Annotated in this window: 10 protein-coding genes; 4 read left to right on the plus strand and 6 right to left on the minus strand. The window is 68.2% G+C overall.

Annotated features, from left to right (window positions below; translation table 11 throughout):
- Positions 1 to 78: 78 nt before the first annotated feature.
- Positions 79 to 684 carry a TetR/AcrR family transcriptional regulator gene (locus ACZYZ9_RS13515; protein WP_463826746.1) on the plus strand — a complete coding sequence of 202 codons (606 nt, stop codon included), beginning with the start codon at positions 79 to 81 and terminating at the stop codon, positions 682 to 684.
- Here the strand turns inward: ACZYZ9_RS13515 and ACZYZ9_RS13520 are convergent.
- The 5 genes from ACZYZ9_RS13520 to ACZYZ9_RS13540 form a co-directional block, all read right to left on the minus strand.
- The gene (locus ACZYZ9_RS13520; protein WP_463826747.1) at positions 681 to 1766 is read right to left on the minus strand and encodes a PE family protein; all 1086 of its coding nucleotides are present in this window, start codon (positions 1764 to 1766) and stop codon (positions 681 to 683) included. The genes ACZYZ9_RS13515 and ACZYZ9_RS13520 overlap by 4 nt on opposite strands.
- A gap of 152 nt (positions 1767 to 1918) precedes the next feature.
- Positions 1919 to 4201, minus strand: coding sequence for a PE family protein (locus ACZYZ9_RS13525; RefSeq protein WP_463826748.1), 2283 nt, complete (start codon positions 4199 to 4201; stop codon positions 1919 to 1921).
- Between the two features lie 205 nt (positions 4202 to 4406).
- Positions 4407 to 6287, minus strand: a complete 1881-nt coding sequence (locus ACZYZ9_RS13530; protein WP_463826825.1) for an ABC transporter family substrate-binding protein — start codon at positions 6285 to 6287, stop codon at positions 4407 to 4409.
- A gap of 29 nt (positions 6288 to 6316) precedes the next feature.
- Positions 6317 to 8206, minus strand: coding sequence for a translational GTPase TypA (typA, locus tag ACZYZ9_RS13535; protein WP_463826749.1), 1890 nt, complete (start codon positions 8204 to 8206; stop codon positions 6317 to 6319).
- Positions 8207 to 8358: 152 nt separating this feature from the next.
- The gene (locus ACZYZ9_RS13540) at positions 8359 to 8742 is read right to left on the minus strand and encodes a (deoxy)nucleoside triphosphate pyrophosphohydrolase (RefSeq protein ID WP_463826750.1); all 384 of its coding nucleotides are present in this window, start codon (positions 8740 to 8742) and stop codon (positions 8359 to 8361) included.
- 26 nt (positions 8743 to 8768) lie between these two features.
- On the opposite strand from ACZYZ9_RS13540, the gene ACZYZ9_RS13545 reads away from it, so the two are divergent.
- Positions 8769 to 9053 (plus strand): 4a-hydroxytetrahydrobiopterin dehydratase, encoded by a 285-nt coding sequence (locus tag ACZYZ9_RS13545; RefSeq protein ID WP_463826751.1) that lies wholly within the window; start codon positions 8769 to 8771, stop codon positions 9051 to 9053.
- A gap of 1 nt (position 9054) precedes the next feature.
- Here the strand turns inward: ACZYZ9_RS13545 and ACZYZ9_RS13550 are convergent, their stop codons facing one another.
- The gene (locus ACZYZ9_RS13550; protein ID WP_463826826.1) at positions 9055 to 10305 is read right to left on the minus strand and encodes a mannosyltransferase; all 1251 of its coding nucleotides are present in this window, start codon (positions 10303 to 10305) and stop codon (positions 9055 to 9057) included.
- Between the two features lie 203 nt (positions 10306 to 10508).
- Between ACZYZ9_RS13550 and ACZYZ9_RS13555 the strand changes: the two genes are divergently transcribed.
- On the plus strand, positions 10509 to 11255 hold the full coding sequence (locus ACZYZ9_RS13555; RefSeq protein WP_463826752.1) for a hypothetical protein: 747 nt from the start codon (positions 10509 to 10511) through the stop codon (positions 11253 to 11255).
- Positions 11256 to 11304: 49 nt separating this feature from the next.
- Positions 11305 to 12342 carry an Rv1157c family protein gene (locus tag ACZYZ9_RS13560; protein WP_463826753.1) on the plus strand — a complete coding sequence of 346 codons (1038 nt, stop codon included), beginning with the start codon at positions 11305 to 11307 and terminating at the stop codon, positions 12340 to 12342.
- The last annotated feature ends 12 nt before the right edge of the window (positions 12343 to 12354 follow it).

The following is a 12354-nucleotide window of genomic DNA, read 5'->3' on the forward strand; positions in this document are numbered from 1 at the left end:
TGACGCTGGACGCTGGCGCCCACCCAGCTGCGGCCCCCGTAAACGACCAGTAGGAACGCCAACGGCTACTATCGTCAGATGTCGCAGGTGAGCCACACTGTCGGCCGGAGCCGCCGGCGCGGCGAAGTACTCGAGCGTGCGCTCTACGCCGCGACGGTGGCCGAACTGGCCGCTGTCGGATACGGCGGCCTGACGATGGAGGGCATAGCTGCGCGGGCCCACACCGGCAAGGCGGCGCTGTACCGGCGCTGGACCAGCAAGCACGACCTGGTACAGGCCGCGCTGATCCACACCGTGCCGCCACTGCCCGAGCCGAGACCCGGGCAGTCGGCCCGGGAGAACCTGCTGACGGTCTGCACGGCGCACAGCGACGTGCTGGCCGGCAAGACCGACTTTCCCGGCCTGCAGATCATCAGCCAGCTCATCCACGAACCCGAGTTGCGCGCGATCTTCGCCGACGCCGTGGTGGCGCCCCGCATGAAAATCATCGAGTCGATCTTGCAGACCGCGGTCCGCGACGGCGAACTGGATCCCGCCACCCTGACCCCGTTGACCGTGCGGATCGGCCCCGCCTTGATCAACCACCACTTCATGCTGACCGCCACGCCACCAACGCGGCGCGAGTTGGCGCTGATCGTGGATACCGTGATACCGCCCAAACCCGTTGCAGCGCAGGCGGATTAGGCGCTGAACGGCTCGGTGACCAGCCCGACGAAGTTGAGGCCGGCCGCCAGACCCTGACCGAAAGCTCCTGCAACGCCGCCGATTTGGCCGCCGTTGTAGGACTGCGCCCCGGTACCCTGCAACAGGGTGGACGTGAAGTTCGCCGGCTCCTCGACACCGAAGAACAGGTTCACCGCCTGCTCACCGGTACCCAGCAACAGGTTCCCGGCGTTGAAGCTACGGTTGAGCACCCCGTTGAAGGCGCTGTCGGTGCCGAAGAGTTGCTGCTCGAACGCCACCTGGTTGGCCACCAGCGCCTGATTGAAAGCGATCTCGTTGGCCAACAGGTTCGAGGTGAACCCGATGTGCGACGCCTCCAACTGTCCGAACGGGACCGACGGGATCCCCGCTATGGCCACCGTGGGCGCCAGACCCAGCACATTGGCCGGGACCGTCAAGCCTTGATAAAAGGCGCCGGCCAAACCGCCGACCTGCCCACCATTGAATGGTTGTGCGCCGCTACCCAGCAGCAGGCTGGAGGTGAAACCGGCCGGCTCGGGTGCACCGAAGAACAGGTTCACCGCCTGCTCTCCAGTACCCACCAACAGGTTGCCGACGTTGAAGCTGCGGTTCAGCACTCCGTTGAGTGCGCTGTCGGTGCCGAAGATCTGGCGCTCCAGCGCCACCTCGCTGGTCACCAGCGCTTTGTTGAACGCCAGCTCGTTGGCCACCAGGTTGGTGTTGAAACCGATGTGCAACTGCTCCAGCTGCTGCAGCGGCCCCGCGGCCGCGGCATTCGCGGCCGCCTGCAGCGGAGTGGCGTTGGCCGCCTCCGCACCGGCGTAGGCATTCGCGCCGGCCCGCAACACCTGCACAAACTGGTCGTGGAACTGCGTGGCCTGGGCACTGAGTTGCTGGAACGCCCGCCCGTGCGAATCGAACAATCCCGCGATCGCCGCTGAAATATCGTCGGCGCCGGCGGGTAGCACCCCCGTCGTCGCCCCCGCGACCGCCGAACTGGCCGCCCCGACCGCCGAACCGATACCGGCTAGATCGGTGGCCGCAGCCGCCACGAATTCCGGCACCGCCGCTACAAATGACATCGCACACCCCCGTTAGCGCCACTGCAGCCTCCCCGACTGCACATGTGGCTATCGACAATGAGCGAATGCTAGCGATATCCGTGGCGCCGGACCGGGGTTTTCTCTGAATTGCATTGGAAAATCCGGTGCAGCCCGCTGAGCAGCTGAGATCGCTACGTGCCGACCGAACCGCCGACGCTCACGCCGCCCGACAGGGCGGTGGACAGCTGGGTGAGCAACGCCGGCAATCCGCCGGTGAGCGTCAACTGAATCGGGAAGCCGAGCAGGCTGAGCAGCGCCGCGTCGAACAGCCACTTCTGTTCGAAGGCGCCGAGCAGGCCGCCGGTCTCCAACCCGCCGAAGACGTCGGCCTCGCCACCGAGTTGCAGGTCGCCGACGAATCCGCCGCCTACCGGCGCGCCGAGCAGCACATTGATGGTCTGCTGCCCCGCCCCGATCGTGAAGTTGATCATGTTCCCGAAGTTGTTCAGCGCGCCGTTCAGCGGACTGGCGGTGCCGAACAGGCCGACCTGCAACGCGATCTGGTTGGCCACCAGGTTCTGATTGAACTCCAGCTGGCTGGTGAGCAGGTTGGTGGCCAGGTCTGCCCGGAAGGCGCCGAACTGCTGCACCAGCGACGCATCGCCGCCCAGGGCCGCGTTGAGCAGCAACAGCTGGTCCACGATCCCGGTCAGGCCGCCGGTAGGGGCGATGCCCGGTACCGCGCCGCCGATGAGCAGGCTGCCAATGAAGTCGTAAGGCATCTCCGCACCCAGCAGCACGTTGACGGTTTGTTCTCCGGTGCCCAGCACCAGGTTGAACGCGTTGAAGCCGTTGCTGATGGCGCCGTTGAAGGCGAACTCGCTGCCGAACAGGGCCCGCTGCAGAGCGATTTCGCCGGAGACCAGGGCCTGGTTGAACGCCAGCTGCCCGTTGACAAAGCTGGCCAGCAAGCCGGTCTGGATCAGACCCGCCTGCGTCAGAGCCAAACTCGGCGCGCCGGCCGCGAGGTTCACCAGCGCGGCCACGCCGGAGAAGTCGCCGTTGACCGCCCCGGTGAAGGCAGCGTTGACCTGGGCGCCCAGCCCCGACAGCGCACCGTTGAAGTTGGCCGTCAGCGCCGGCAGATCCAGCCCGAACGAGCCCACCAGGGCGGGCAGGCCGACATTGAAGCCACCGCCCAGGCCGGCCAGTGCGGCATTGAAATCGCCGACCAGCCTGGCTCCGGTCTGGCTCAGCACGGACAGATCCGGCAATCCGAGGTTTCCGGACAACGCCCCGGTCAGGGCGGCGTTCAGTTGCGCGTTCAGACCCGAGAGCCCGGCGTTGAGGCTGGCCGCCAGGCCGGTGAGATTGAACGGGAATCCACCCGGCAGGGCGGGAAGTACCAAACCGAAGTTCAGCGCCGGCAGCCCGGCGATGAAGTCGCTGAACAATGCGGCGCCGGTCTGCGTCAGGGCCGAGAAGTCGGGCAGGCCGACACCGAAGTTGCCCGACAGGGCTGCGTTCAGCGCCGCGTTGAACCCGGCACCCAACCCGGAGAGCTGTCCGCTGACGTTCGCCGCCAGGGCAGGCAGGTTCACCCCGAAGCTGCCTGCCAGCGCCGAAAAGTCAGGCAGCCCCCCGGCAAACGCCCCGGTGAGCGCCGTACCCAACTGGGCGCCCAACGAGCTGCCGGTCTGAATCAGACCGTTCAGACCCGCGATCCCCGAATTCAATTGCGCGATCACCGAATTGCCCGTCTGCACCAGTACGGAAAGGTCCGGCAGACCCGCGCTGAGGTTCCCCGAGAGGGCGGCATTGAGTTGAGCGCCGAGGGCGGACAGGTTGCCGCCGAAGGCACCCGACAACCCGCCGAATCCGACGTTTCCGGTGCCGTTGACCGCCAGGCTGGCGTTGAAGTTAGCCGGAACCTGCGCTCCCACAAGAAGATTCAGGCCTTGCTGGCCCGCCCCCACAACGGAGTTGAATGCGTTGAAGCCGGCGTTGACCGCTCCGCCCAGTGCGTTGTCGGTACCGAAAATCAGTTGCTGTAAACCGAGCTCGGCGCCCACCAACGATTGGTTGAACCCGATTTCGGCGTTGACCAGGTTGGTGGTGAAAGCGGCGTGCGCCTGAGCGAACACGTCCAGCGGCGCGGCCGGCGCGGCTAACAGACCGGTCAGCGCCTGCGCGGCGCCGGCTTCGGCTGTCGCGTATGCGCTCGCCCCCGCGGCCACCGTCTGGACGAACCGCCCGTAGGACTGGGCCACTTGTGCGCTGAGCTCCTGGTAGCCCACCGCATTCTGGGAGAAGAGCGCCGCTATCGCCACCGATATCTCATCCTCGGCGGCGGACAGCAGCGCGGTGGTTGATCCCGCCGCGGCTGTATTGGCGGCGCCCAGCGCCGAGCCAATTCCTTCCAACTGCGACGCGAACGAGGCAACTATTTGTGGCTCGACAAAGACAGATGACATGGTGACCCCTCACCTAGCAAGACGCTGGTTGACCCCAACTCGCCATGTTGCCCCCGACGGCACCCGGGCGAACGTATCGCGGGTGTTGACCGCTCGAGCGAAATCCAAACCATATTTTTCGTAACAATTTGGCACGAGCGCAATTAGCCGCCGAAAGCCCCGGCCAGAGGGCCGTGTGGCGGTTGATTTTCCCTGGTGAGGGCCGTCAGGGGCCGGTCTTCACCCACTGGCCGGCGTCCCCGACGATGCCCACCGGGACCGCTCCGGTCAGGCTGACGTTCTGCACGCTCGGTCCCGCCCCGACGATCGTGGTGTCCTGCAGGATCGGCAGCACCGTCGACATGTTCCACAGCCGAGGTTCGACGGCGGTGATCACGTCGTTGATGTTCTTGCTGCCGTTGAGGGCGGCGTCGATATTGGACTCGAGGCTCGGATCGCAGGTTCCGGTGAGGTTGGACGGCGCCTTGACCAGCGCTCCCGGCTCCGGTGGGCGGCTGGAGGTCGTCGGTACCGGGGTCGTGGCCGGTCCGGCCGACGGGCTGGATGTCGTCGAGCCGGCCGGGCTGGTCGTCGACGCGATCGGCGGTGAGACCTGGGTCGCCTGCAGCGCGGCACAGCCGAACCGGGAGGCCAGCGACGCGGCAAGGTTTCCGCCGGCCTGATGCCAGCCGACCAGCGCGTCCACCTGGTGGTTGGTCAGGGCTTCGCGGTACAGCGTCACCGGATCCAGCGCCAGCACGCTGGCGGCGATGCCGACATTGCGCAGCTGGTCGGCAGCGGTGTTCGCGACTGCCACTGAGGTCGGGTCGTTGACCGCCACCCCGATCACCAGCGACAACTGCTTGCCGTCCCTGCTGATCCGGCCGTGAATGCCTTCCGATGGTCCGGTACTCACCGCAGCGCTGGGCGGCGTAGCGGATGCGGTCGTGGTGTCGACCTGGAAACCGGCGGCCTCCAACAGACCCAGCGCCGCGACCCTGCTCATCGCCGCGGGCGCCGTCGGGACATAGCCCGGGTCACTGGGCGAACGGATCAGAGCCTGGTCCAGGGTGACGGTGTTGTCACTGCCGGCCCCCACCGCCGCGAGCAGGTCGACGCCCAGCAGCCCCAGCACTGCTCTGCGGACCTGCACGTCGGCCAGCTTCGGTTCGTTCGCCCGCAGCGTCAGCTGCATGACGCGCGGTGTCACAATCCGCGCGGTCCGCACGTCGGGAATCGCCGACAGCTGGGCGAACGCAGCCGAACCACCGTGTACCTGGGCCACCTGGGTATCGCCGTTGCGCACCGAATCGGCCAGCGCGGCCGGCGCCCCGGCGCGGCGGAACTGGATCAAGGCGGGCTTGGCGGGGGCACCCCAGTACCGGTCGTTGCGCGCAATCAGGATCTCGTCGCGCTGCGGGTCGATGTTCTCCACCCGGAACTGGCCGCCCGTCACCGGCAGCGCACGGGCCAGCCCGGAGGCAAACCCGCCCGGCACGTCCTTGACGATGTGCGCCGGCAGCAGGTTGTTGAACAACTCCCGCCACGCCGGGTAGGGCTGGGCGAAGGTGACGACGGCCTGCTTACCGCCCTCGAGCGACTGCACCGACGTGATCAGGTCATACCCGGCCGGGTCGACCACTCCGGGCTGGCTGACCATTTGGCGCCACAGGTACCAGAAGTCGTCCGCGGCGATCGGCGCATTGTCGGTCCATTGCGCCTCGGGACGGATCTTGTAGGAGACGGTGAACGGGTTTTCGCTGGTCACTTCGGCGGACACCAGCAGGGTTGGATCCATTTCCCAGCGCGATCCCGTTGCGGCATTCGGGTCGGGCACCGGCCGGAAGGCGCTGGGCAGCACCAGCGCGCTGATCGCGGCGTTCACCGGGGACAGATCTGAGAGCAGATGCGGATTGAACCCGGCGCCGATCGAGTCGATGCCCATGATGATCTGGGTCGGGTGCTGCGGAGGGGGCGGCGTGTTGCGTGGGGTATCGGTGCTCTGCGGCGCCGGCGGCGGACTCACCGTGCAACCTGAGAGCACCAGACCGATCGCGGCCACCAGCACGCCGAGCACCACCAGGACGTAGCGGGCTCGGTGCAGCACGCCCCACAGCGTATCGAGCAGCACCCGGTTTAACCCCGAGCCTTCGCGCGCGACCGCGAGCGGGCCCGGGATGTCGCATCCAGTTCTACTTTGCGGACCCGGACGATCTCCGGGGTCACCTCGACGCATTCGTCGGCCGCACAGAATTCCATGGCCTGTTCCAGGTCGAGTTCCAGCGGCCTGGCCAGTGTCTCCATCACGTCGGCGGTCGAGGAACGCATGTTCGTCAACTTCTTCTCGCGGGTGACGTTGACGTCGAGATCCTCAGCGCGCGGATTGATCCCGACGACCATGCCTTCGTAGGTGTCCTGGCCCGGTTCGACGAAGAACTGGCCGCGGTCGGCGAGTTGCAGCATGGCGAACGGGGTGATGGTGCCGGTGCGGTCGGAGACCAGCGACCCGGTGTGCCGGGCGCGGATCTCGCCGGCCCAGGGCCGGTACCCGTCGAACACGGCGTTGGCGATGCCGGTGCCGCGGGTCAGGGTCAGGAAGTCGGTGCGGAAGCCGATCAGACCCCGGCTGGGCACGATGAAGTCCATCCGGACCCAACCGGCGGCGTGGTTCTTCATCTCCTCCATCCGGCCTTTGCGCCCGGCCATCAATTGGGTGATGGCGCCGACGAATTCTTCGGGACAGTCGATGGTCATCGCCTCGAACGGCTCGTGCAGCTTGCCGTCGATGGTGCGGGTCACTACCTGGGGCTTGCCGACGGTGAGCTCGAAACCCTCCCGGCGCATCTGCTCGACCAGCACCGCCAACGCCAGCTCACCGCGGCCCTGCACTTCCCAGGCGTCGGGCCGGCCGATGTCGACCACCCGGATGGAGACGTTGCCGACGAGTTCGGCGTCCAGGCGGTTGCGGACCATGCGGGCGGTCAGCTTGTGCCCGGAGACCTTGCCGGCCAGTGGCGAGGTGTTGGTGCCGATGGTGACCGAGATCGCCGGTTCGTCGACGGTGATGCGCGGCAACGCGTGCGCGTGGTCGGGGTCGGCCAGCGTGTCGCCGATCATGATCTCGGGCAGCCCGGCCACGGCGACGATGTCCCCGGCCACCGCCTCGCTGGTGGCACTGCGCTCGACGCCCTCGGTGGCCAGCAGTTCGGTGATCTTCGCGTTGGTGATGACCGGCAGTCCGTCCACCTCGCGCATCCACGCCACCTGCTGGCCCTTGCGCAGCTTGCCGTTGTAGATGCGCACCAGCGCGAGCCGGCCTAGGAAGGCTGACGCGTCCAGGTTGGTGACCAGGGCCTGCAGCGGCGCCTCGGGGTCACCGGTCGGAGCGGGGACGTGTTTCTCGAGGACTTCGAACAGCGGATCCAGGTTGGTGCCGTCCGGAACCTGTCCGTCCAGGGGTTGGGTGGTGCTGACGACCCCGGCCCGCCCCGATGCGTACAGCGTCGGCAAACCCAGCGCATGTTCGGCGGCGGCGGCGGCCTCGTCGTCGAGGTCGGTGGCGACATCGAGCAGCAGGTCGTGGCTGGCTTCGACCACTTCGGCGATGCGCGCGTCCGGCCGGTCGGTCTTGTTGACGACGAGGATCACCGGCAGATGCGCGGCCAGTGCCTTACGTAGCACGAACCGCGTCTGCGGCAACGGCCCCTCGGACGCGTCGACCAGCAGCAACACCCCGTCCACCATGGACAGTCCGCGTTCCACCTCGCCACCGAAGTCGGCGTGACCGGGGGTGTCGATGACATTGATTACGGTGACCGTCCCATCCGGACCGTGGCGGTGCACGGCAGTGTTCTTGGCCAGGATGGTGATGCCTTTTTCCTTCTCCAGGTCACCGCTGTCCATGATGCGTTCCTGGGTGTCGTCGCCGCGGTGGGTCAGGGCGCCGGACTGCCGCAGCATCGCATCGACCAGGGTGGTTTTGCCGTGGTCGACGTGAGCGACGATGGCGACGTTACGGAATGGCACGTCGGTGATTGTGGCAGCGGGGCTCGCGGATAGCGAACTGGGTGAGGCCTGGATGGGCTGATTGTCAGCCGATTCACTCTGCGGCCAAGGCGGAGAAGTGCGAGTTCAAGACGCCCCCAGCGCAGAATCAGCGCTGGGAAAGAGGTCGCGGGTCAGAGCGCGCGGGCCAAGTCGGCCAGCCAGGCGCGGTCGGCCGGCACCCAGTCGACGTCGGGCAACTCGTCGGCGGTCACCCACCGCAGCGCCTGGTGGTCGTGGGCGCGCGGTTCGCCACCGAGCAGCCGGACCCGGTAGGCCCGCAGCGTCGTCGCCGCATTCACGGTGATGTCTTCGCCCAGGCGCTCGACGACTGCCACGTCGACCCCGAGCTCCTCACTCAACTCGCGCACCAGCGCATCGGGCTCGGTCTCGCCGGGTGCCACCTTGCCGCCGGGCAGTTCCCAGCGTCCCGCCAACTCCGGTGGTCGATTGCGCTGCGCCACCAGCAGAGTCGCGTCGCGGATCAGGGCTCCCGCTACGACGATCTGGTTTGGCATGGGCAGTGAGGGTATACCTACGAGCCATGGCTGTGTTATCCGACGAGCAAGTAGACGCCGCACTTCCCGAGCTCAACGGCTGGGAACGGGTCGACGGCACCATCCGGCGGGCCGTGAAGTTTCCGAAGTTCCTGGACGGTATCGACGCGGTACGCCGGGTGGGCGAGCACGCGGAAGCCAAGGACCATCACCCGGATATCGACATCCGTTGGACGACAGTCACTTTCGCCCTGGTGACGCACGCCGAGAACGGCATCACCCAGCACGACATCGACATGGCGCGCGATATCGACGGGATCGTCGGCGACTGACTCAGCGATCGCCCGGCTGCGCGGGTGCGGGCGCCTCGGTTGACGTGCGGCGCGTCCCGGCGATCCAGACCAGCGTCACCATCGCGGCCACCGGGTAGACCAGGCCCGCCCACGCCAGATACCACGGCCGGCTGATCACCCAGATCGTCGGCTGGGCGAAGCTCAGCAGCCAGGGCACGCCGATGACGGTGAGTACCAGCCAGCCCCACCCGAGGATCTTCGCCCCCGGCCGTTCCCCTAGCGGCCCGTGGATCAGCCAGATCATCAACGGCACCAACCAGACCCAGTGGTGCGTCCAGGAAATCGGTGACAGCAGCAACCCGAATATCTCCACTACCAGCAACCTGCCCAGCTGGTCGGCGGCCGCCAACGCCCGCCACGCCAGGACCGCGACCAGGGCCGTCACCGCGATGGCGATCAGCACCAACGGCCCGTAACCGGCGTCGTAACCCAGGATCCGCGAGATGGCGCCGCGCCAGGACTGGTTGAACGACGTCGCGACCGGCCCGATCCGGTGCGCGTCGCCCAGCAGGTCGGTGAAGTAGTAGCGGGCCTGGTCGCCCACGATCAGTAGCGACACCCCGACCGTCGCCAGGAAAACGATCGCCGAGAACAGCGCCGCCGCCCACCGACGCGCACCCAGCAGGTACAACCCGGCCACCGCGGGAGTCAGCTTGACGCCGGCCGCAAGCCCGACCAGCAGGCCCGACCACCACCACCTGCTGGTGCACACCGCCCACAACACGGCAAGGACCAGGAAGACGTTGATCTGCCCGTAGTCGAAGTTGCTGCGCAGCGGCTCGATCCAGATGGCGGCCGCAGTCCACAGCATCGCCGCGCGCCGGTCTGCAGCCACCCCGAGCAACCGTTGGCTCAGCCGCACCACGCCATAGAGCGCCGCCACGGTCGCGGCCTGCCACAGGAAGGCCAGTACCCCAAACGGCAGGACATGCAGCGGGTAGAACACCACCGCAGCAAACGGTGGATAGGTGAAGGGCAGCGGAAAGTCGGGGGTCTGATCGGCGTAGACGTAGCTGTACAAGGTGCCGGGGTGGTTCAGAGCCGAGGCGCCTCCCACGTATACGTGCAGGTCGACGAAGTTCGCGCCGTGCGGGGCCAGGTACGTCCAGCCGAATCGCGCGCCGACGCTGAAGATCAGCGCCAGCGGTGCCAGCGAAGCGACCCATCGCCGGTTGGTGGGCATTGCCGCCGGGGCGGCCGAAGTGGTGTCTATCCGCCCGACTTTAGTCAGCGCACCATTCTGCGGGTGTGGCGCCGCGTTGCATCACGGCGGCGTAACGAATCCCAGGTGGCCGGTCACTGCTGCCACTCGTATCAGTAACGATCCCGTAAATGCCACACGTGTCACTTGAGTCACTTCTGTACCAGGCTAGCTTCGTCCACAGGGGCCTCCGGGGGCCTGCTGAAGCCAGTTGAAGACAACCAGGGAGAGTCATGCCATCCATTTGGACCTACGCACGGGCCGCCGCCGTTCTGGTCGGTTCGTCCGCCGCACTACTGACCGGCGGTATCGCCCACGCCGACCCCGCGCCGGCGCCGGCGCCGCCCAACATTCCTCAGCAGCTGATCGCTTCGGCCGCCAACGCCCCGCAGATTCTGCAGAACCTCGCCACCGCTCTGGGCGCCACCCCGCCGTTGGCGCCGGCGACGTCGCCGGCTCCGCAGGGTGTGCTGCGCGCACCGGACCCGGCGCCCGCCGCTCCGGGCGGGTTGAGCCTGCCCGCGGTGATCCCGGGTCAGGCCGCACCCGCACAGGCCGCACCCGCACCTGCCGCGCCCTCACCCGGGACGGTCCCGACGATTCCCGGGGTGAATGCACCGATCCCAGGGATCGGCGCTGCGCCTGCTCCCGTGGCACCTGCCCCGGCCAGTGTCCCGTCCATTCCGGGCGTCAACACGCCGCTGCCGTCCCTCGCCGCGCCGGCGGCTGCCGCCCCAGCCCCGGCCGCTGTGCCGGGCATCCCCGGTGTGACGTCGCCACTTCCGGGTTTGAGCGCTCCGGCGGCGGCTCCGGCTGCACCCGCGGCGTCGCTGCCCGGGCTGGCGTCGTCACTTCCTGGACTCGCTGGCGCGATTCCGGGTCTGAGCGGAGCGATTCCGGGGTTGTCGGGCGCCGGGGCACCCGCCGCCGCCGCGCCCGCGGCAGCAGGTCCGCAGACCCTGCTTGCGGCGCTGCCCTGAATCCTGTCCGCCGACGGCTGACCAACTACTGAAAACCGGGAGAAACACCGTGGCAAGCACTTGGAGTCTGTCCAGAGGTTTGGCCGCAGTCGTCGTCATATCGGCTGCCGCGTTCGCACTCAGTCCGAGCGCGGCAGCCGACCCGGCGGCACCGCCGACCGACCCTGCCCAACAGCTACCTGGGCTGCCGGCGTTGACCCAGTTGAGTCCGATCATTCAGCAAGCAGCCAGCGACCCGACCCAAGCCACGCAACTGTTGATGGCCGCGGCGCAGGCGTTCACCCGCAACCCGGCGGCACCCGCCGAATCCAAGAACGTCGCGTCGTCGGTCCATCAGTTCGTGGCCGAACCGGCCGTGCCGGCGGCCAACCCCGCCGAGTCCGGTCCGGTGCCGCACGTCCCCGCGCCCGGGGTGGTGCCCGGCGTCCCGCAGCACCTGCCGGCCGGCGTCGATCCCGTCTACGCCGCGGGCCCGCCACCGGTGGGCGAGCCGGTCAATCCCCGTCCGGTGTCGCCACCGCTGCCCGGACCCGCGCCGGTCCGTGCCGAGGTCCCGGCACCGAGTGCACCACCGGCCGCACCCGCACCCGTCGCCGCTCCGGCGGCCGCCGCGGCCACACCCGCACCCGCCCCTGCCCCGGCAGGCGCCCCCGCTCCCCCGCCGGGTTTCGGCCCGGACACCCCGCCCACCCAGGACTTCATGTATCCCTCGATCGGCACCAACTGCCTGGGTGAGGGCTCGAACGCCCTGGCCACGGCGCTGTCGGTGGCCGGTCCGGCCGCCATCCCGACGCCGGGCCCGGCGGCAGGCCAGACCGCCTACGTCTTCACCGCGGTCGGCACCCCGGGACCCGCCGAGGTGCAGCGGCTGCCGTTGAACGTCACCTGGATCAACCTCACCACCGGCAAGTCCGGCAGCGCCACGCTCAAGCCGCGCACCGACATCAACGGTGAGGGGCCGACGACGCTGACCGCGATCGTCGAGACCGGTTCGGGCAGCATCATGTCGACGATCTTCGGCCAGGTGACGACCAAAGACCGGCAGTGCCAGTTCATGCCCACCATCGGCACTACGGTCGTGCCCTAGCACGCAACCGCC

This window comes from Mycobacterium sp. IDUB_28, from assembly GCF_055419285.1.